17 protein-coding genes are annotated in these 20,142 nt (G+C 64.3%); 7 read left to right on the plus strand and 10 right to left on the minus strand.

The window, feature by feature from the left end; genetic code table 11:
• Positions 1-2 precede the first annotated feature (2 nt).
• Complete coding sequence (locus tag IOC82_RS13095; RefSeq protein WP_290546643.1) at positions 3-974, plus strand: type II secretion system F family protein; 972 nt, start codon at positions 3-5, stop codon at positions 972-974.
• Between the two features lie 110 nt (positions 975-1,084).
• On the opposite strand, the gene IOC82_RS13100 is transcribed toward IOC82_RS13095, so the two are convergent.
• The gene (locus IOC82_RS13100) at positions 1,085-1,867 is read right to left on the minus strand and encodes a tetratricopeptide repeat protein (RefSeq protein ID WP_290546644.1); all 783 of its coding nucleotides are present in this window, start codon (positions 1,865-1,867) and stop codon (positions 1,085-1,087) included.
• Between the two features lie 107 nt (positions 1,868-1,974).
• Here IOC82_RS13100 and IOC82_RS13105 point away from each other — a divergent pair, with 107 nt between their 5' ends.
• The 3 genes from IOC82_RS13105 to IOC82_RS13115 all read left to right on the plus strand — a co-directional run bounded on the left by IOC82_RS13105 (position 1,975) and on the right by IOC82_RS13115 (position 4,628).
• A complete protein-coding gene (locus tag IOC82_RS13105) occupies positions 1,975-3,345 on the plus strand; it encodes a M17 family metallopeptidase (protein WP_290546645.1) in 1,371 nt (456 codons plus the stop codon).
• Between the two features lie 77 nt (positions 3,346-3,422).
• A complete protein-coding gene (locus tag IOC82_RS13110; protein WP_290546646.1) occupies positions 3,423-3,767 on the plus strand; it encodes a MarR family transcriptional regulator in 345 nt (114 codons plus the stop codon).
• A gap of 9 nt (positions 3,768-3,776) precedes the next feature.
• A complete protein-coding gene (locus tag IOC82_RS13115) occupies positions 3,777-4,628 on the plus strand; it encodes an NlpC/P60 family protein (RefSeq protein ID WP_290546647.1) in 852 nt (283 codons plus the stop codon).
• Between the two features lie 5 nt (positions 4,629-4,633).
• On the opposite strand, the gene IOC82_RS13120 is transcribed toward IOC82_RS13115, so the two are convergent.
• From IOC82_RS13120 to IOC82_RS13150, 7 genes are all read right to left on the minus strand, one after another.
• A complete protein-coding gene (locus IOC82_RS13120) occupies positions 4,634-5,581 on the minus strand; it encodes a glyoxylate/hydroxypyruvate reductase A (protein ID WP_290546648.1) in 948 nt (315 codons plus the stop codon).
• Entirely contained in the window at positions 5,581-7,209 is a 1,629-nt protein-coding gene (locus IOC82_RS13125; RefSeq protein WP_290546649.1) for an ABC transporter ATP-binding protein, read from the minus strand. Before IOC82_RS13125 ends, IOC82_RS13120 begins: the two co-directional genes overlap by 1 nt.
• On the minus strand, positions 7,206-8,306 hold the full coding sequence (locus IOC82_RS13130) for an ABC transporter permease (RefSeq protein WP_290546650.1): 1,101 nt from the start codon (positions 8,304-8,306) through the stop codon (positions 7,206-7,208). The genes IOC82_RS13125 and IOC82_RS13130 overlap by 4 nt, the downstream gene beginning before the upstream one ends.
• A gap of 3 nt (positions 8,307-8,309) precedes the next feature.
• The gene (locus IOC82_RS13135) at positions 8,310-9,422 is read right to left on the minus strand and encodes a microcin C ABC transporter permease YejB (protein ID WP_290546651.1); all 1,113 of its coding nucleotides are present in this window, start codon (positions 9,420-9,422) and stop codon (positions 8,310-8,312) included.
• A gap of 9 nt (positions 9,423-9,431) precedes the next feature.
• A complete protein-coding gene (locus tag IOC82_RS13140) occupies positions 9,432-11,246 on the minus strand; it encodes an extracellular solute-binding protein (RefSeq protein WP_290546652.1) in 1,815 nt (604 codons plus the stop codon).
• Entirely contained in the window at positions 11,243-13,102 is a 1,860-nt protein-coding gene (locus tag IOC82_RS13145) for an extracellular solute-binding protein (protein ID WP_290546653.1), read from the minus strand. The genes IOC82_RS13140 and IOC82_RS13145 overlap by 4 nt, the downstream gene beginning before the upstream one ends.
• A gap of 111 nt (positions 13,103-13,213) precedes the next feature.
• Positions 13,214-13,768 carry a cytochrome c family protein gene (locus tag IOC82_RS13150; RefSeq protein ID WP_290546654.1) on the minus strand — a complete coding sequence of 185 codons (555 nt, stop codon included), beginning with the start codon at positions 13,766-13,768 and terminating at the stop codon, positions 13,214-13,216.
• Positions 13,769-13,881: 113 nt separating this feature from the next.
• Here IOC82_RS13150 and IOC82_RS13155 point away from each other — a divergent pair, with 113 nt between their 5' ends.
• Together IOC82_RS13155 and IOC82_RS13160 are read left to right on the plus strand one after the other, a co-directional pair.
• The gene (locus tag IOC82_RS13155) at positions 13,882-14,628 is read left to right on the plus strand and encodes a 3-deoxy-manno-octulosonate cytidylyltransferase (RefSeq protein ID WP_290546655.1); all 747 of its coding nucleotides are present in this window, start codon (positions 13,882-13,884) and stop codon (positions 14,626-14,628) included.
• Positions 14,628-15,488 (plus strand): prephenate dehydratase, encoded by an 861-nt coding sequence (locus tag IOC82_RS13160; protein WP_290546656.1) that lies wholly within the window; start codon positions 14,628-14,630, stop codon positions 15,486-15,488. Before IOC82_RS13155 ends, IOC82_RS13160 begins: the two co-directional genes overlap by 1 nt.
• 43 nt (positions 15,489-15,531) lie before the next feature.
• On the opposite strand, the gene nudC is transcribed toward IOC82_RS13160, so the two are convergent.
• Both nudC and IOC82_RS13170 read right to left on the minus strand, forming a co-directional pair.
• A complete protein-coding gene (nudC, locus tag IOC82_RS13165) occupies positions 15,532-16,383 on the minus strand; it encodes an NAD(+) diphosphatase (RefSeq protein ID WP_290546657.1) in 852 nt (283 codons plus the stop codon).
• A 73-nt stretch (positions 16,384-16,456) separates the two neighbouring features.
• Positions 16,457-16,894, minus strand: a complete 438-nt coding sequence (locus IOC82_RS13170; RefSeq protein WP_290546658.1) for a MerR family DNA-binding transcriptional regulator — start codon at positions 16,892-16,894, stop codon at positions 16,457-16,459.
• Positions 16,895-17,363: 469 nt separating this feature from the next.
• Between IOC82_RS13170 and IOC82_RS13175 the strand changes: the two genes are divergently transcribed.
• The gene (locus IOC82_RS13175; protein ID WP_290546659.1) at positions 17,364-20,117 is read left to right on the plus strand and encodes a hypothetical protein; all 2,754 of its coding nucleotides are present in this window, start codon (positions 17,364-17,366) and stop codon (positions 20,115-20,117) included.
• Positions 20,118-20,142: the final 25 nt, after the last annotated feature.

Consider the following 20,142-nt stretch of genomic DNA (forward strand, 5'->3'; position numbering starts at 1 on the left):
CCATGCTTGATGCATTATCAGCCCTGCTGAAGCCGGAACTTTTGGTGACTTTGCTGGTCGCACTTGCGGCATTTGCGGCCGTGCTGAGCGTTGCCGCTCCGATGTTGCAGAACGATCCGCTGAGGACGCGGATGAAATCCGTGAGCCTGGAGCTCGAGAGACTAAGACGCCAGCAACGCTCCGGGGCGGCTTTGGGCGAATCGCGCCTGCGCGATCGGAAGGACACTGGCTTTGCCCGCCAGATCGTGGACACCTTGTATCTGCGCAAGCTGTTCGAGGCCGAGGCATCGCGCAACCTGTTGCGCCAGGCGGGGCTGCGGTCGGAACGTCACCTGATCCTCTATCTGATGGCCCGGGTCGTCTCGCCGATTGCTGTCGGTCTCTTCGCTTTTATCTATACGTCCACGATCCTTGCGGACAGCGTCCCGCCGCAGATGCGCATCGCAGTTGCGGCACTCGGCGTTATTGCCGGCAACTACCTGCCGTACCTCCTGCTGCGCAATAAGGTGACGCGACGTCAGGCGTCGATACGCAGCGCATGGTCCGATGCGCTCGATCTGCTGCTCATCTGCGTCGAGTCCGGCATGGCCATTGAGCCTGCAATGCAGCGCGTGGCACGGGAAATTGGCGCCGTATCGGTGCCGCTTGCGGAAGAAATTTCCCTAACAGTGGCAGAACTCTCCTATTTGGGAGACCGCCGCAAGGCCCTGGAGAATCTGAGCAAGCGAACGGGCATGCCGCAGGTCAGGTCAGTGGTGACAAGTCTTATCCAGTCGGAGCGTTACGGCACGCCGGTGGGCACCGCGCTGCGCGTTCTCGCTCAGGAAAACCGCGATATGCGCATGGCCGAAGCTGAGCGCAAGGCGGCCGCTCTCCCCCCCAAACTCACCGTACCGATGATGCTGTTCTTCATGCCGGTCATATTCGTGGTGATCATGACGCCCACGGTCATGAAGGTCATGGAATTCTTCTGATGACGCGCGAGCTCGAGAATACTCGCACATGCGGTCGAAAAGCTGCGGAAGTGTTTGAATAACGAGTCTGTTTTCCAAGCGGCTCTGCATTTTCGCGCGATTGCCGCAGATCAGCCTTTCGGAGCGCCGTCGCTGATCTGTTGCCATGTGTTTGGCTGCGACAGCATCTTCTTCAGATACGCCATGTTCTCCTGCACCTGCTCGGGCGGCAGGTCTTCCTGAGCGAGCTTTGTCGCCTCGTCGAAGTGTCCCTGCAGCCCCACGACAAGCGCCAGGTTCTGACGGATGCGGGGTTCGCTCTTGGAGCGCGGCAGCGCGTCGGCGGCGCGCAGCTCCTGCTCGGCTTGCTTCAGGTTGCCTTCGAGCGCGTAAGACATGGCGAGGTTGTTCATCACCGCCAGGTTTTGAGGATCAGCCTTCAAAGCCATTGCGTATTGTTCGCGCGCCTTCTGATAGAGGCCCTGCTGGTCGTAAGCCGAACCAAGAGCGGACATCACGCGCCAGTCCTTGTCGCCCCGCTGCCCGGCGTTCTCGAGAATGGGAACGGCCTGGTCGGTGTTGCCCGCCGCGGCGAGCTTCCGCCCATAGATCCCGGCGAGCTTGGCGTTGGACGGATTAGCCTCCGTCAGCTTGCGATAAACGTTCAGCGCCTCGTCTTTCTGACCCAGCTTTTCGAGGCCGTTGGCGTAGGCAAGGCCCTTGTTCACGTCCGAAGGATTGGCCTGCCACTTTTCGGCAAGCTCCGCGAGTGCGCTGAGCGAAACCGGCGTGGTTGACGCTGTGTTGATGTCGCTGGCCGGGGTCAGTTGCCCCGTGAACTTGCTGCAGCCCGTGAGCATCACGGTGGAAGCCAGCAGGATAAGAATGGCGGCGCGGGGCCTGGCCCTCGGCATCACGAAACTCCAGTCCGGTTTGTTCGCCTACCATGGCGCGCAACGGTCAATAATTGATTAACCATAAGCCTGTTTCGCGATATGGGAAGTCAGACCGGGAGTTCGCCATGACTGAGCCTGCCGAAATCCTCCTTGCCTCAACGCTACGCGGCATTCCTGTTGACGTTATTGCTGCCGTCGACTGGGCAACTAAACGCCGGGATCTTCGGGCAGAATTCCGGGATTGGGCGGATGCGAACGATTTCAAAGCCCAGGCGGGGCGTTTTCTTGTCATGCCGGGCCCCAAGGGGCAGGTGAAACAGGTTCTCGTGGGAGCCGATGCAAGCGACGCCTTCGCGCTTGGCAAGCTCTGCCGCGGCCTTCCGCCTGGGGCCTACGCGATCAGAGGCGCCGTTACCAATCTGGAGCTGATGGCGCTGGGTTGGTGCCTCGAATCATATGGCTTCGGCCGCTATGGCAAGACCTTTCCACCCGTGGCGCAGCTCGTCTGCCCGAAGGGGGTGGACCGCGAGGCGGTGCTGCGGGCCGCGCGCGCCAGCTTCATGGTGCGCGACCTCGTCAACACACCGGCCTCCGACATGGGGCCGGATGAGTTGGAGCTAGCGGCCCGTGGCGTGGCGCGGGTCCACAGGGCCAAGCTCACCGTCACGGCGGGCAAGACGCTTGAGAGGAATTTTCCGATGATCCATGCCGTGGGCAAGGCCAGCCCCCGTGCGCCACGCCTCATCGACTTCGCCTGGGGGCCGGCGCGGGCGCCAAAGGTGACGCTCGTCGGCAAAGGCGTTTGCTTCGACACGGGCGGCCTCGACATCAAGCCGGCCTCCGGCATGGCGCTGATGAAGAAGGACATGGGCGGCGCCGCCAATGTGCTCGGCCTTGCCCAGATGATCATGGCTGCGAAGCTCAATGTGCGGCTGCGGGTGCTTATCCCGGCCGTCGAGAATGCGATCGCCGGCAATGCCTTCCGCCCGGGCGACGTGCTGAAGAGCCGCAGGGGCATCACGGTCGAGATCGGCAACACCGATGCCGAAGGCCGCATGGTGCTGGGAGATGCGTTGGCGCTGGCGGACGAGGAGAAGCCGGATCTGCTCATCGACATGGCGACGCTGACGGGTGCGGCCCGCGTGGCGCTGGGGCCGGACCTGCCCCCCTTCTACACGGATGACGATGTTCTTGCCGCAGCCATAGCCCGTGCGGGCCAGGAGGTGAATGACCCTGTCTGGCGCCTGCCATACTGGCAGCCCTACACGCGGCTGTTCGAATCCTCCGTCGCCGATATGAGTAATTCCGGCGATTCAGGCTTCGCCGGTTCGATCACCGCCGCCCTGTTCCTCAAGCGCTTCGTGGAAAAAGCCAAGGCTTACGTGCATTTTGACATCTTTGCCTGGACACCGGCGCCGCGGCCCGGGCGGCCCAAGGGTGGCGAGGCCCAGGCGATGCGGGCGCTGTTCGAGGTTATCCGCCAACGCTATGCATAACCGCTTGCAGCACCGGGCATTTCCCGCCAGACTGTAACGGACTCGAAACAACCTCAGCGGTTGCGAGAAGGCTGTCGATGTCTGTTGCGTTGTCCACCGCCCACGCCCTGACCCTCTGGCACGATGTCGCCCTTGCCATGGTGCGGGACGACGAGCCGGATCTCTCCATTCGCCAGGTCTGCATCCTGCTCACAATCTATCTTGAAGCCCCGCCGCACACAGTGCGCGACCTTGCGAAGAAGCTGGGCGTCACCAAGCCGGTCGTTACCCGCGCGCTCGATACCATGGGCAAGCTCGAACTGGTGAGCCGAAGGCGCGACGAGAAGGATCGCCGCAACGTGCTGATCCAGCGCACCGTGAAGGGCGCTCTCTACCTCGAGCGGCTGGCGGACACGATTGGCAATCACGCCAAAAGCCTTTAGGGAACGCGCATGGCCCAGCTCGACCAGCGTCTCCATGCTTATCGTCCCGATCTTGCCGATGCCGCACTTGCTGGGCAAGTGGAGGCCGGGCGCTTCGTGGAGCCGCGCCTCATGCAGGTGATCGAGCCTGTCGTCACCGTCCACCGGGCCCCCCGCTTCGATGCCATGCAGCTCACACAAGCACTCTTCGGCGAGCAGGTGAATCTGTTCAACGAGAAGGAAGGCTGGGCCTGGGTGCAGCTCTCAGCGGATGGCTATGTCGGCTACGTGAACGGCAACGCCCTGTCGCCGCATGTCACGCCATCCACCCACCGCGTCGCCGTGCCGTCGACCTTCATGTATCCGGAGGCCAATCTCAAGTCGCTCCCCGCCACGCTTCTGACGCTCAACGCAAGAGTGACCGTAACATCCGGGACCGGCGCATTCTCTCAGCTCTCCAACGGCCGCTTCGTATTCACCGCGCATCTGAGGCGCGCCGATGATTTCGAGGCCGATTTCGTGGCCGTGGCGGAGATGTTCCGGCACGTGCCCTATTACTGGGGTGGCAAGTCCGTCCATGGCCTCGATTGCTCGGGCCTCGTGCAATTGTCGCTGGAGGCGTGCGGCAGGCCGGCACTCCGCGACAGCGACATGCAGGAACAGACGCTGGGCGGGAATCTTCCCGCCAACGGCCTCGACAGCCTGAAGCGCGGCGACCTGGTGTTCTGGAACGGCCATGTCGGCATCATGACGGACGGAAAAACGCTGCTGCACGCCAATGGCCATCATATGATGGTGGTGGCCGAGCGGCTGAAGGACGCCGTGGAGAGGATCGCGGCGAAGTATGGGCAGGTGACAAGCGTCAAGCGCCTGGCGCGCTGAGAGTTTCAGTAGCCTCGTGTCCGATCCACGAGGTTTGCCAGCTTCTCGCCACGCTGGTGCCTGCGGATATTGGCCGCCACATAGGCGCAGATCGTCTCCGGGTCGCTGTCGGCCGCGCAGTGCGGCGTCACCGTCACCTTCGTATGGGTCCACAAGGGGCTCTCCGGCGGCAGCGGTTCGGACACGAAGACGTCAAGCGTCGCGGCGTGAAGTTCGCCGGCATCGAGTGCGGCCAGAATATCGTCCGCCACCTGCTGGCGGCCGCGGCCGGCGTTGATGACGATCGGCGCACCGAAGGGCCCCTTGCGCGACAGTTTGCGGATGGTTGCACGGTTGATGATGCCGTCAGTCTCCGGCGTTGCCGGCAGCAGCGAGACGAGCACGTCGGTGCGCGATAGGAAGGCGTCGAACTCGGCATTTCCAGCGAAGCTTTCCACCCCGGGAATGTCTTTTCGGCTGCGGCTCCAGCCCGCCACGCGGAAGCCCAGGTCGCGCAGCCTGAGGGCGGAATCGGAGCCCATCACGCCGAGCCCCATGATACCGACGCTCAGGTCCTTCGCGGCATGGGTGGGGAAGGAGTCCCAGACCTTCCTGCGTTGGTTCTCGTCGATGCGGCGTTGCTGGCGGTGGTGCATCAGCACATGCAGCACGACGTATTCCGTCATGCGCCCCGTCAGGTCTGGATCGTTGACGCGGATGATCGGGGTATTGCCGGGAAGCGTCGGGTCTTTGAGGATCGCATCGACACCGGCGCCGAGCGACATGATGACCTTGAGGTTCGGCAGGCTTTTCACCACGCCGGGCGGCGGCAGCCAGGCGGCGCAATACTCGATATCCTCAACACGTCCGATCTGATCAGGCCAGACGCGCACATCGAGATCGGGGGCCACCTTCCTCATGGCGGCGGTCCACACGTCCACGGGCCAAGTCGGCAGAATGAACAGGAACGCCATTATTGGTTCACCACACCTTCCGGCGCGGCCTTGAGGTTGAGGGCGGCGGCGATCAGCGCCTTTGTATAATCGGTCTTCGGGTTCGAGAAGACGTCCGCCGTGGGGCCGCTTTCGACGGTGACGCCGTTGCGCATCACGATCACCTCGTTGGCCAGTGCGCGCACCACCTTCAGGTCGTGGCTGATGAAAAGATAGGCGAGGTTGTGCTTCTGCTGCAGTGCGCGCAGCAGGTCCACGATCTGCGCCTGCACCGACATGTCGAGCGCCGAGGTCGGCTCGTCGAGCATGATGAACTTCGGCTCCAGTGCGAGCGCGCGCGCGATGGCGATGCGCTGGCGCTGTCCGCCGGAGAATTCATGCGGGTAGCGGTCCATGGTCGCTGGGTCGAGGCCCACCTCGCGCAAGGCGCGTGACACGATCTCGCGGCGTGCATCATACCCGAGGTTGCGCCCCTGCGCCGTGAGGCCCTCCTCCACGATCTGCTGGATCGACAGGCGCGGCGACAGCGAACCGAAGGGGTCCTGGAAGACGATTTGCATGTCCTTGCGGAGCGGACGCATCGCCGCCGTGTTATAGCGGTCGATATTGCGGCCCATGTAGACGATGGGCCCTTCGGAGCGGATCAGGCGCAGCAGCGCCAGGCCCAGCGTGGTCTTGCCGGAGCCGGACTCGCCGACGACGCCCAGCGTCTGACCGCTGCGCACGATGGCATCGACGCCATCGACGGCCTTGATGTAACCCACCGTCCTGCGGAAAAAACCGCGCTTGATGGGGAACCACACCTTCAGGCCCTTGGTCTCCAGCACCGCCGGCGCCGAAGGGTTGCTCGGCGGCGCCGCGCCCTTGGGCTCGGCGGTGAGCAGCATCCTGGTGTAGGCGTGCTGCGGATTGGCGAAGACGTCCTTCGCATTCCCGCTCTCCACCGCCTTGCCGTGCTGCATGACCACGACCTTGTCGGCCATCTTGCGCACGATGCCGAGGTCATGGGTTATGAGCAGAAGCGCCATGCCGAGCTCGGTCTGCAGCTCCTTCAACAGCTTCAGGATCTGTGCCTGCACGGTGACGTCCAGCGCCGTCGTCGGCTCGTCGGCGATCAGCAGGTCCGGGTTGTTGGCGAGCGCCATGGCGATCATCACGCGCTGGCGCTGGCCGCCCGAGAGCTGGTGCGGATAGTCGAGAAGCCGCGTCTCCGGATCGCGGATTCCCACCTTGCCCAACAGGTCCACGATGCGGGCGCGTGCCGCTTCGCCTTTGATGTTCCGGTGCACCTCGAGGATCTCGCCGATCTGCCGCTCCACCGTATGAAGGGGGTTGAGCGAAGTCATCGGCTCCTGGAACACCATGGTGATGCCGTTGCCGCGCACCCGCCGGAGATCGCGGTCATCGGCGTCCAGCAACTCCTCGCCCTTGAAGCGCACGGAGCCCGATGGGTGCGAAGCGGAGGGGTAGGGAAGCAGCTTGAGAATCGACAGGGCCGTGACGGACTTGCCTGACCCCGACTCGCCCACCAGCGCCAGCGTCTCGCCCTTGGCGATGTCGAAGGACACCTTGTCGACGGCCAGCGTGGCGCGGCCGCCTTGCGAAAAGGCGGCCGAGAGATCCTTCACCTCGAGCAGCTTGTCGCTCATGCGAAGGTCTTCCGCGGGTCCAGCGCGTCACGCACTCCTTCGCCGATGAAGACGAGGAGCGACAGCATGATGGAGACGACGAAGAAGCCGGTCAGGCCCAGCCACGGCGCTTGCAGGTTGTTCTTGCCCTGGGCGATCAGTTCACCCAGCGACGGCGAGCCGGGCGGCAGGCCGAAGCCGAGAAAGTCGAGCGACGACAAGACCGTCACCGAACCCGCCATGATGAAAGGCATGAAGGTAATGGTGGACACCACCGCATTGGGCAGCAGGTGTTTGAACATGATCGTCGCATCCGAAAGCCCAAGGGCGCGGGCGGCGCGCACATATTCGAAATTGCGCGCGCGCAGGAACTCCGCGCGGACGAGGCCGACGATCGCCGTCCAGGAGAACAGAACCTGGATGAACAGCAGGATCCAGAAGGTTGGCGCGATGAAGGCCGCGAGAATGATGAGTAGATAGAGCGCGGGCATCGCGGTCCAGATCTCGATGAAGCGCTGGAACAGCAAGTCCGTCCATCCGCCGAAATAGCCCTGCACCGAACCGGCCGCCATGCCGATGATGGACGAGATCGCGGTGAGGATCAGGCCGAAGGCCACCGAGATGCGAAAGCCATAGATCAGCCGCGCCGTCACGTCGCGGCCCTGGTCGTCGGTGCCGAGCCAGTTGAGGTTGCCGAACACGCAGTTGGGATCGTTCACGCCTTGTGGATACTTGGCGCAGGCCTGCTCGCGCGTCAGCTGGAAGGCCGGCGGCGAGGGCGCCGGCATGGGGAGTTCGTTGTTGACTGTGTTGAAGGAATAGCGGATCGGCGGCCAGATCATCCAGCCATTGGCCTGAATTTCATCCTGGTTCACCGGGTCGCGGAAATCGGTGCGGGCGAGGAAGCCGCCGAATTTCGTCTCGGGATAATCCACGAAGGTGGGGAAGAGCAGCTCTCCCTTGTAGGAGACGAGGAACGGCCGGTCATTGGCGATGAAGGGCGCGAAGACCGAGATCAGGAACAGGACAAGGAACAGCCAGAACGACCAGTAGCCGCGGCGGCTCTGCTGGAACAGCTGCCAGCGGCGCTTGTTGAGGGGGCTGATGCGGATCGCCATGGCTCAGACGTCCCGCTTCTCGAAGTCGATGCGCGGATCGATCCAGGTGTAGGTCAGGTCCGAGATCAGCTGCACCAGAAGGCCGGACAGCGTGAAGATATAGAGGCTGGCGAAGACGATCGGATAGTCGCGGTTCACGGTCGCGGTGAAGAACAGATAGCCCAGCCCGTCCAGCGAGAAGATCGTCTCGATCAGCAGCGAACTTGCGAAGAACGCGCCGATGAAGGCGCCGGGGAAGCCCGCGATCACCAGCAGCATGGCGTTGCGGAACACGTGGCCATAGAGAATCTGGTTCTCGGTCAGCCCCTTGGCGCGCGCCGTCGTCACATATTGCTTCCTGATCTCGTCGAGGAAGGAATTCTTGGTCAGCATCGTCATGGTGGCGAAGCTGCCTATGGCCATGGCGAAGAGCGGCAGCGCCAGGTGCCACGCATAGTCCGCCATCTTGCCAAGAAAGCTCAGCTGCTCGAAATTGTCCGACGTCAGCCCACGCAAGGGAAACCAGCTGAAATAGCTGCCGCCCGCGAAGACCACGATCAGCATGATGGCGAAGATGAAGCTGGGGATGGCATAACCGATGATGATGACGCCGGACGTCCACACGTCGAAGGTGGAGCCGTCCTTTACCGCCTTGCGGATGCCAAGCGGAATCGACACGAGATACTGGATCAGCGTCAGCCAAAGGCCCAGCGAGATCGACACCGGCATCTTCTCGACAATCAGGCCGATAACCGAACGGTCGCGGAAATAGCTCTGGCCGAAATTGAAGGTGAGATAGTCCTTCATCATCAAGAGGAAACGCTCGGGCGCCGGTTTATCGAAGCCGAACTGCTTCTCGAGGCTCTTGATGAACTCGGGGTCGAGCCCTTGCGCGCCGCGGTATTTGATGCTCACCGCGTCGGCGCCCGGCGTCATCTGCTGCTGGTTGCCGCCTGCCTCGTTTCCCGTATTTCCGCTGATGCGGCCGGTCGCGTCCGTGTCGGTGCCCTGCATCTTGGCGATCACCTGCTCCACAGGGCCGCCGGGCACGAACTGGATGATCGCGAAGGTCAGCAGCATGATGCCGATCAGAGTCGGGATCATCAGCAGAATGCGTTTCAGGATGTAGGCGCCCATGGAGCGGGATCAGTTTCCGTTGACGATTCGCTTGGCCTTGGCCTCGTCATACCACCAGGTATCGAGGATTCCACGGTCGTATTTGGGCTTGGTTTCAGGCCTGCCGAACCTGTCCCAGAAGGCCACCCAATAGGTGCCCTTGTACCAGTTGGGCACCCAGAACTGCTCCGCCCGCAGCACCCGGTCCAGCGCCTGGCCGGCGGTGTTGAGCTGCTCCCGGGACGGGGCCTCCACCACCTTGTCGAGCAGCGCGTCGATCGCCGGCGAGGTGACGCCCGGCAGATTGTAGGAGCCGGGCGCTTTGGCCGAGTCCGAACCGAAGAACACGCGCAGTTCGTCGCCCGGCGTCTGGTTCATCGCGAAGCGGCTGCCCACCACGTCATAATCGAAGTCCTTCAGGCGCTTCTGGTATTGCGCGTCATCCACCGTGCGGATCGTGGCGTTGACGCCGATGAGTCTCAGGTTCTTCACAAAGGGCCCGAGCACCCGCTCGAACACCGGGCTCTCGATCAGGAACTCGACGTCGAGCGTCTGCCCGGCCGCATTGCGCCGCAGCGTGCCGTCGGTCTTCCAGCCGGCCTCGTCGAGCAGTGCCGAGGCCTTGCGCAGCAGGGTCCGGTCCTGGCCCGATCCGTTGGAGACAGGGGCCAGCACAGCGGGGCCGAACACCTCAGGCCGCAGCGAAGCCTTCAACGGGTCGAGAAGCGCCAGTTCGCCGGGCTTCGGCGTGCCATCCGCTTGCAGCGGCGAGCGCTGGAAGAAGCTCTGCGTCCGGTCATAGAGGCCGAAGAACAGGTTCTTGTTGGTCCACTCGAAATCGAAGGCGAGGTTGATCGCCTCGCGCACGCGGATGTCCTGGAACTGCGGCCGGCGCAGGTTGAAGAACCAGCCTTGAGCGCCCGATGGCGTCTCGTCGGGCATTTCCATCTTGAGAACGCGCCCGTCCTTCACCGCCGCGAAGTCATAACCCGTCGCCCAGTCCTTGGAGGTGAACTCCTCGCGCAGGTCGATGGCGCCGGCCTTCAGCGCCTCGAAGCCCGCAATGCGCTCACGGAAATAGTCGTAGCGGACCTCGTCGAAATTATAGCGGCCTTTGTTCACGGCCAAGTCCTTGGCCCAGTAATTGTCGCGCCGGCCATAGGTCACGTATTCGCCGGGCTTGAAGGACTTGATTACATAGGGGCCGGAGCCGAGCGGCGGTTCGAGTGTCGACTTCGCGAAATCCACCTTGCCGTAATAGGCTTTCGACAGGATCGGCAGCCCGGCGACGGTCAGCGGCAGGTCGCGCGTGCGCTCGCCCTTGAAGCGGTAGCGCACAGTGCGCGGGTCGATCACGTCGCAGGCTTCGACATCGCGGATGGTGATGCGGATGCGCTCGTGTCCTTCGGTCGAGAGCAGCCGGAACGTATCGCACACATCTTCCGCCGTCAGCGCCGTGCCATCGGAGAATTTCGCTTCCGGCCGCAAGGTGAAGGTGACGCTCTTACGGTCAGCCGCAATGTCGGCGTCCTTGGCGACCAGGCCATACATCGCATCAGGCTCGTCCATGGCGCGCGCCATGAGCGTGTCGGTCAGCAATTCGAACCCCTGCGCCACATCACCCTTCAGGATATAGCCGTTGAAGCTGTCGAATGTGTCCATGGCCGCGGTGCCGATGGTAGCGATCCTGCCGCCCTTCGGCGCGTCCGGGTTCACGTAATCGAAGTGCGTGAAGCCTTCCGGATACTTCAGGTTGCCGAAAGTGGACAGGCCGTGGCGCGGCTCAGCCGCAGCCGAAGCAGCGCCGAGGCACAGCGCGATGGCCGCCGCAGTGAAGAGCTTCACGTGGCGGCCACCTTCTTGGCCTTCTCCTCGTCCCACCACCAGGTGGTCGGAAAGCCGGTCGAGAGCAGAGGCAACTGGTCTGGCCGGCTGAAGCGGTCCCAGCGCGCGGTGCGCGTAACGGGACTGTACCACATGGGCACCACATAGTGGTTCCAGATCAGCACCCGGTCGAGCGCCCGGCAGGCGGCGACCAGGCTGTCACGGTCCGGCGCCTGCACCAGTTGCTCGACGATCGCATCAATTGCCGGATTGGCGATGCCAACATAGTTGCGGCTGCCGTTGCGCTTGGCGGATTGGCTGCCCCAGAAATCACGCTGCTCATTGCCGGGCGAGAGCGATTGCGGCCAACTGCCGACCATGATGTCGAAGTCGAAGGTTTGGGTGCGCCGCTCATGCTGCGCACTGTCGACGGTCTTGATGGTGACGCCGATGCCGAGCAGTTCGAGCTGCTGCTGATAAGGCAGTGCGATGCGCTCGAACAGCGGCGAGTCGAGCAGAAACTCGATGGTCAGTTGCTCGCCCTTGTTATTCTTCAGTACGTTTTTGCCGCCATCCTGGGCGATCTGCCAGCCGGCATCGGAAAGCAGCTTCGCGGCCTGGCGCAGGTTCTTGCGCCTGTTCTGCGGCGTGTCATTGACCGGGTTCATGTATTCCGTGGTGAAGACCTCCGCCGGCACCCGGTCTTTCAGCGGGTTGAGCAGGGCGAGTTCCGCCTCGGAGGGAAGGCCCTTGGCCTCCATCTCGGAATTGTTGAAGTAGCTGCGCGAGCGCGTGTACTGGCCATAGAACAGGTTCTGGTTCGCCCATTCGAAGTCGAAGGCAAAATTCAGCGCCTGGCGCACGCGCACATCCTGGAACTTCGGGAGGCGAATATTCATTGCCCAGCTCTGCATGCCATTAACCTGCTTGAGAGTGATCTCCTCCTTCACCACCCGGCCGGATTTTACGGCGGGGAAGTCATAGCCTGTCGCCCACATTTTGGATGAGCTTTCGGTGCGCCAATCATACTGGTCGCCCTTGAAGGCTTCGAAGGCCACGTTGGCGTCGCGGAAGTAGATGTATTCGATGGTGTCGAAATTGTTCTGGCCGGCATTCACGGGCAGGTCCTTGCCCCAGTAATCCGGCACGCGCTTCAGCCGGATCGATGTGCCGAGCTTCACATCATCCGCCACATAGGGCCCGGAGCCCAGCGGCGCCTCGAAGCTCGTTTCCTGAATGTTGCGTTGCTTGCCTTGTGCGTCCTTGGCCGTCCACCATGCCTTTGACAGCACGGGCAGCTGCCCGGTGATCAGCGGCAGCTCGCGGTTGCCCTTTTCGGTGAAGGTGAAGGTCACCTCATGCTCGCCCGTCTGCTCGGCCCTGGCGACGTTCTTGTAGTAGGAATTGTATTGCGGATGGGCATCGCGCAGCGCCTGCATCGACCAGATGACGTCGTCGGGCGTTATCGGCGTGCCGTCGTTGAAGCGCGCTTCGGGGCGCAGCCGGTAGACCACCATCGAGCGGTCTGCCGGGTGCCACACGCCGCTGGCGACCAGGCCATACTCGGTCGACGGCTCGTCAAGGGAAGACATGAGAAGCGCGTCGTTCTGGACGGCGGGGCCAGCCTCGCCCTTGAAGGTATAGGGGTTGAGGTTGTCGAAGGAGCCGACGACGCCAAAACGCACCCGTCCGCCCTTTGGCGCCTGCGGGTTCACATAGCCGAAATGCTTGAAGTCCGGCGGATACTTGATGTCGCTGAACAGCGTCAGCGCATGGCGGAAGTCGCGGTCCTCCGCATGGGCCATCTGAATGCCCACCAGTTTGGCGGCGGGCGCCAGTGCGGCGAGCTTCATCAGGGTGCGGCGGTTGATCGTCATGAGGCGGAAACTCCGGTCGGTAGGCGGGCATCAAGATAGGCGCGCCCGCCCTCAAAAGAAAACACCGGCAAGCGCCTTGCCGGTGTTAAATTTCAGTGAGATTTGCGGCCTTTACGGGGCGGGGAAGGGCACCGCGCTGTCTGACAGCGTCTGCAGATAGGCCAGCAGATTGGCGCGGTCGGCGTCCTTCTTGAGGCCGCCGTAGGCCATCTTCGTGCCTTGAATGGCGCCCTTCGGATTGGCGATGAAGGCGTTCAGCGCCTCATAGTCCCAGGGCTTGTCCTTCAGCGCCGCCATGGCGTCCGAATAGGCGAAGCCCTCGTGAATGCCGTGGTTGCGGCCGACGATGCCCCACAGATTGGGGCCTACCTTGTTGGGGCCGCCCTTGGAGGCGTCATGGCAGGCCGCGCAGGTCTTGAACACGGCCTGACCCTTGGTGGCGTCGGCCGAGGCCAGCATCTTGCCCAGCGATTCGGCGGGGGCCGCGGCGGCAGTGTCGGCTGCGGCCTCGCCGGCTGGTGCCGCCTCCGCGACTTCCACCGCGAAGCCCTGCTTCTCCGGCTTGGGCGCGTGATAGATGATCTTGCTCAACTCGCTCAGGCCGAACACCAGCAGGGCCGTGCCCAGCACCGCGCCTGCGATCTTGTTGAATTCAAAGCTGTCCATGAAGGTGGAAATCCCTTGAGCCGTCTTCGCGCGCGGAAACTAGTGCTTTCTCCGCCCCGCCGCAATAGTGTAAGGGAGGTTTGCACCAATTTGCCGCGCCTTCCTCTAAGTTCATGATAGACAATCGAAATACCATCGTCCTGATCCCCGCCCGGATGGCCTCCACAAGGCTCCCCGGAAAGCCGCTCGCCGACATCAACGGGCTTCCCATGATCGTCCAGTGCTGGAAGCGCGCGGTGGAGGCAAACATCGGTCAGGTGTTGGTCGCCGCCGCCGAGGTGGAGATCGCCGACGCCGTGCGCGCCCAGGGTGGCGACGCCATCGTCACCGACCCGGCGCTGCCGTCGGGGTCCGACCGCATCGCCCAGGCTCTGGCGCTGCGCGACCCGCGGCGCCGCTTCGAATATGTGGTAAACTTGCAGGGCGATTTGCCGACGATCGATTCCCTGTCGATCCAGCGCTGCCTTGCCGGCCTCACCAACGAGCCCGCCGACATCTCCACCATCGCCGCCAGGATCGAGCGTGACGAGGATGTGGCTAACCCCAACATCGTCAAGGCCATCGCTCCTTTAGGCGATGGGCGCGAGGTGGCCTTCGCGCGGGACTTCCTGCGCAAGGTGGGGCCAGAGCACAAGGCGCCCTTCTGGCACCACATCGGCGTCTATGCCTATAAGCGCGCCGTGCTGGAGCGTTTCGTGTCGCTGCCCGTCAGCGCGCGCGAGGCCGAGCGCAAGCTCGAACAGATGCGCGCCATGGACAACGGCATGCGCATCGTCGTTGTGCGGGTTGACACGGTGCCGCTCGGTGTGGATACGCCTGCCGAACTCGAAACCGCCCGCCGCATGCTGAGGAAAGCCTGATGCCCTTGAAGATCGCCTACCAGGGCGAAGCCGGCGCCAATTCGCACATTGCCTGCATCGAAGCCTATCCGACCTACGAGCCCATGCCCTGCGGCACCTTTGAGGACGCGTTTCAGGCCGTGGCCGATGGCGAGGCGGCCCTTGCGATGATCCCCATCGACAATTCGGTGGCGGGCCGGGTGGCCGATATCCACCACCTGCTGCCGCGCTCCAACCTCTATATCATCGGCGAACACTTCCTCCCCGTGCATCACCAGCTGATGATGGTGCCGGGCGCCGACCGCGCCGGGATCAAGGTCGTGCGCAGTCACGTGCATGCGCTGGGCCAGTGCCGCAAGGTGATCCGCGAGCTGGGCCTGAAACCGGTCGTCGCCGCCGATACGGCGGGCGCCGCGCGCGAGCTTTCGGAATCGCGCGAGCCCGCCCAGGCGGCCATCGCCTCGAAGCTTGCCGCCGAGATCTACGGCCTCGAAGTGATCCGCGGAAACATCGAGGACGAGAGCCACAACACCACGCGCTTCGTCGTGCTTTCGGCGACGCCGCAGGATGCGGAGCCCGAGGACCTGCCGGTGATCACCACCTTCGTCTTCCGCGTACGGAACGTTCCGGCCGCGCTCTACAAGGCCATGGGCGGCTTCGCGACGAACGGCGTCAACATGACCAAGCTCGAATCCTACCAGATCGAGGGCCAGTTCTCGGCCACCCAGTTCTATGCCGACATCGAGGGCCACCCGTCGGAGCGCAACGTGCGCCTCGCCATGGAAGAGCTCGAGTTCTTCACCAGCTATCTCCGCGTGCTGGGCATCTACAAAGCCCACCCGCACCGCGCCGAAATCGCCAGGCTTTTCGGGGGAGTGTAACGCCAGGTCCTTCTCGCGCCGGCGCGGACGGTGGTCGAAGGACTCACTCCTCCAGCGCCACCCTCACCAGCTCATGCGCGATGGCCATGGGGTTTGCCGCATAGAGCCCGCCGGGGTGCCGGCGCTCCATCATCATGCGCGCCTCGCCGGCGGAGAACCAGCGTGCGTCCTCAAGCTCGTTCGTGTCGATAGTGATTTCCGCCGACAGCGCCTCGCCGATCAGCCCGATCATTAGGTTGGACAGGAAGGGCCAGGGCTGGCTCGTCACATATCGCACCGCGCCCACGCGCACGCCGGACTCCTCGAACACCTCGCGCCGCGCCGCATCCTCGATGGTCTCGCCCGGCTCCACGAAGCCGGCGAGCGCGGAATACATACCCGGCTTCCACGAGGACTGCCGTCCGAGCAGAATATTGCCCTCGTGCCGCACCACCATGATTGCGACGGGGTCGGTGCGCGGAAAATGATCCATCCCGCATCCCGGGCAGTGGCGGCGGTAGCCGGCATCCGCCATTTCGAGTTTCGCCGCGCAGTTGGAGCAGTAGGTCCGCCGCGCGTGCCACTGCAGCAGCGAGCGCGCCTGAGCAAGCATGCCGAGCTGCTCCGGCGGCAGCGTCTCCTCCATGGCAAGGCTTCTGAGGCCGCGCATACCCTCGGAGCCCGCCACATCAGCGGCGAACCACGGCGCGCCCACCGCATCGAGCCCGAGAAAAACCGCCGCTTCGACGCCCGCGTCATTGTCCGTCACCAGCCGTCCGCCGCTCAGCAGTGCGCCATCGCCGGCAATGCGGATCAGCTTTGCATCGGCGCGCTTGCGCTGCGCCGCCACCCACGCGGCATTTGGCCGGTCATTGGCGCGGCGGTCGAGCGGATTCAGCACGTAGGCAAGCGGCATGGGTGAGGTCCAACGAAAAAGGCACCCGGTTTTCACCCGGATGCCCGAACTCTGCAAGCGCTTGGGGCGGGGCTTAGCTGTTCGCGGCCTTGGGCTGCGCGGCCTCGCGCTCCTTCAGCATGCCATCGACCACGACGACGGTACGCTCAAGATCGCTGATCGCATCTTCCAGTTCCACGCGCTGATTGCGCAGCGCCTCAAGGCGCTCGCGCATCTTTGTAGACGCGATGCGCAGCTGCGTCAGCTGACCGTCACGCAAGTTGTAAAGATCGAGCATCTCCTTGATCTCTTCCAGCGCGAAGCCGACCTTCTTGCCGCGCAGGATGAGCTGCAGGCGGGCGCGGTCGCGATAGCTGAAGAGGCGCGTCCAGCCGCGGCGGGCGGGATGCAGCAGGCCCTTCTGTTCGTAGAAGCGCAGGGTGCGGGGCGTCACGTCGAATTCACGGCACAGCTCAGTAATCGAATAGGTGCGGTCGCGTTTTGACCGCTCGGTGGTTTCAGTTACGCTCATGATTTGTCTCACTCCGGTGTGTCGAGTCGCGCGGGGGGGCCGTTGATCTTCATATAAACATTGACGGGTGGAATGTGTATCCCCCGGCGTCAATTTTAGCGGCGAAGCTGTCGATTGGGTTAAACCTGCCTCTCCGGTGCTCTGCCCCCCATGAAGAATCGTAAAAAAGAACAACTGCTTAACCGAATATTTACCGAACTCGTTAAGCTTCGGCAGGGGAAATCCCGCGCCGTTTTCGTGGTCATTTCGTGGTCACCTCTTTCTAGCGCGGACAACTGAAAGACGATACCGAATGAAACCAGGCATCCCCTGGAGTGTAAAGGGCATCGAACCCGAGGCCCGGGAGGCAGCGAAAATCGCTGCCCGTAAGGCTGGATTAAGCCTTGGGGAATGGTTAAATAGTGTGATTTTCGACCAGAGCGCTCATATTGTAGGCAAACAGGCTGATTCTCACCCATGGGAAAACTTCGTGTCCTCTCCGCCGCCTCCTGAACCTCCCCGTCCCGATTTCAGCCCGCGCCAGCCTGCCCCACGGGTCGACCGCCGGGACGACAGTGCTGTCCGCCTGCAGGACATCGCCCAGCAACTCGCCGATCTTGCTCACCGCGAGCGTCAGACGGCGCCCGCGCCGGCGCCGGAGCGCAACCGTTCTGCCGAGCGTGAGGAGTTCGAACGCATCGTCGAACGCGTTGACGAGAACGAGCGGCAGACCGTCGAGGCGCTCACCGCCGTCAACGAGCGTCTGACGCTGCTTTCCCGGCAGATCACCCAGATCGGCCGCCCCGCCGGTCTCGAACGTCCGGAGGACGTGCCGGGCTATCCCGCCCTCGAAAGCGCCATCCGCTCGGTGGTCGAGCACATTGAGGTCAGCGAGAAGCGCACGCGCGATTCGCTGCGCTCGATGCAGGACCGGCTCGCAGCTGTTGCCGAACAGCGCGGCGCGCCGAGCGGAGAGGACGTGCTGCGCGCCGCCCCCGTGCTCTCCGGCCTCGACAGCCGCCTCGCCGACATGGTCAACCGCATACAGCGCGCCGAAGGGCTGATGACGGAGCGCATCGAGAGCATGCGATCCACTGCCCAGCAGATGGCGAATCAGGCGCAGGCCTCGGCCGTCACGGCGCTCCGCGGCGAGCTGCGCGAGGTCGAAACGCGCGTGCTGGCCTCCCTTAAGGAAGCCCAGGCCGCCGCCGCCAATACGCCGGCCGTGGTGGCGACCGAGATCGCCAAGGTCCACGGCGACATCGCGGGCCTCTCCCGGCGGCTCGAAGATGTGAAGGCGGCGTCCGCCAGCGATCGTGACATGCAGGCGCTGCGCCAGGCGCTGGAGCAGGTCTCGGCGCGCGTCGCGCAGGAGCCGGATCTGCGCCCGCTCGCCGACATGGATAAACGCCTGGGCGACATCAACCGCCGCCTTGAGCAGGCCGCCGCGGCCAGCCGCGACGAGCCGCAGGTGAGCGCCCTCGAACGGCGCATCGCCGAGCTTGATCACCGCCTGGCCGAAGCCATTCGCCTGCAGGGCGACCAGCAGGCGCTGCACCGCCTCGAGGATTCGATTGCCGCCGTCAATGACCGGGTGGTCCAGACGGAACAGCAGCTTGGCCATCTCGAAAGCATGGAGCAGGCGATCCGCCAGCTTTACGATTCGCTCGAGCAAACGCGCGGCTCTGTCGGCGAGGCGGCGGAAGCCGCGGCCAGCCGCGCGCTGGAGCGCTACCAGCCGCCGCAGCCCGTGTTCTCCGGTCCCTCGCCGGAGCTGCTGGCGCTGGAGGATGGCTTGCGCGCCATCCGCGAAAGTTCGGCCGCTGCCGAACGCCGCCATCAAGACACATTCGAAGCCGTTCATGAGACGCTGGCCGAGATCGTGGAGAAGATCGCCGAGATTGAGGCAGCTCCCCGCGCCGCGTCTGCGCCGGTTGCGGAAGCTCCCCCGGCGGCGGCCGCCGAACCGCCGGAGCCCGAGGCTGCCGCCCGGCATGACGCGCCGGACCTGCCGGCTCAGGCCGAAGACGCCAGCATGCCGGGGGCGCTCTCCGGCGCTGACGATTTCATCGCCGCCGCCCGGCGCGCGGCACAGGCCGCCGCCACCAGGCCCTCGGCACTGCGCGCCGAATATGCGGTTCTCACCCAGCCCATGGCGGAGCAGAAACCCGCGAAGCCGTCCCTTCTTCAGCGCCTGCGCGGCCGCCTGGCCGCGGCGCGGCCCAAGCCCAAGCCGGCGGCAGTCGCCGGCGGCGAGCCGGCGGCCCAGCCCAAGAATGTCCGTCGCACGCTGATTCTGGCGGGCGCTCTGGTGCTGGCCATCACCGCCTGGTTCGCCATCAGTTCCTTCAGCTCGGCTCCGCCGCCCGCCACGAAGCAATCGGGTGCGATCGAAATGCCGTCGCGCCCGGCTGCGGTGGCTTTGGCGGCCGCCAGCCCCAAGGTTTCCGCCGCTCTGGCGCCTGCCGTCGCCGCCGCCAAGGTTGAACTCCAGATCGCCCCGTCGGACCCGATCGTCACGGGCTCGCTGTCTTCCAGGGCAGCACAGCCCCTCGCCACCGTCCTCGAGCTTCCTCCGCCGGCAGCCGGAACAGAGGCCTTGCGCGCGGCCGCCGCCAACGGCGATGCCCGCGCCCAGTTCATTGTCGCCGGCCGCTACCTCGACGGCCAGGGCGTGCCGCGGGATTTCGCCAAGGCGCTCTTCTGGTACCAGCAGGCGGCGGGCCGTGGCCTCGCCCCGGCGCAATACAGGCTGGCGACGCTCTATGAACTCGGCAAGGGCGCCGAGGCCAATGCCGCGCAGGCGCTGGCCTGGTATCAGCGCGCCGCGCTGGGCGGCAACGTTAAGGCCATGCACAACGCCGCGGTGCTTCTGGCGGGCGACAAGGCCGGCCCACCTGATTATGACCGCGCCTTCCGCTGGTTCAAGGCCGCCGCAGAGCGCGGTTTCGCCGACAGTCAGTATAATCTCGCCATCCTTTATGAGCGCGGCCTCGGCACGCCGCCCAGCCTGGAAGATGCCTACGTCTGGTACACGCTCTCCGCCAAGCAGGGCGATCCGGGCTCGGCCCAGCGCGCCGCCGCCCTGGCGAAGAAACTGTCCGAGACTGGGCGCATCTCCGCCGCAGCGCGCGTTGCGGCCTGGACGCCCACGCCGTCGGATGACGGTGCCAATGTGGTCACCGTGGTCGATCCGAGCTGGAATGATGCAAAGCCGGCCAGCGTGGTGAAGTCGTCGTCGTAAGCCTTGCCTCGGGTTCTTCCCCGGG

The organism is Aestuariivirga sp. (assembly GCF_020252395.1).
Classification (GTDB): domain Bacteria; phylum Pseudomonadota; class Alphaproteobacteria; order Rhizobiales; family Aestuariivirgaceae; genus Aestuariivirga.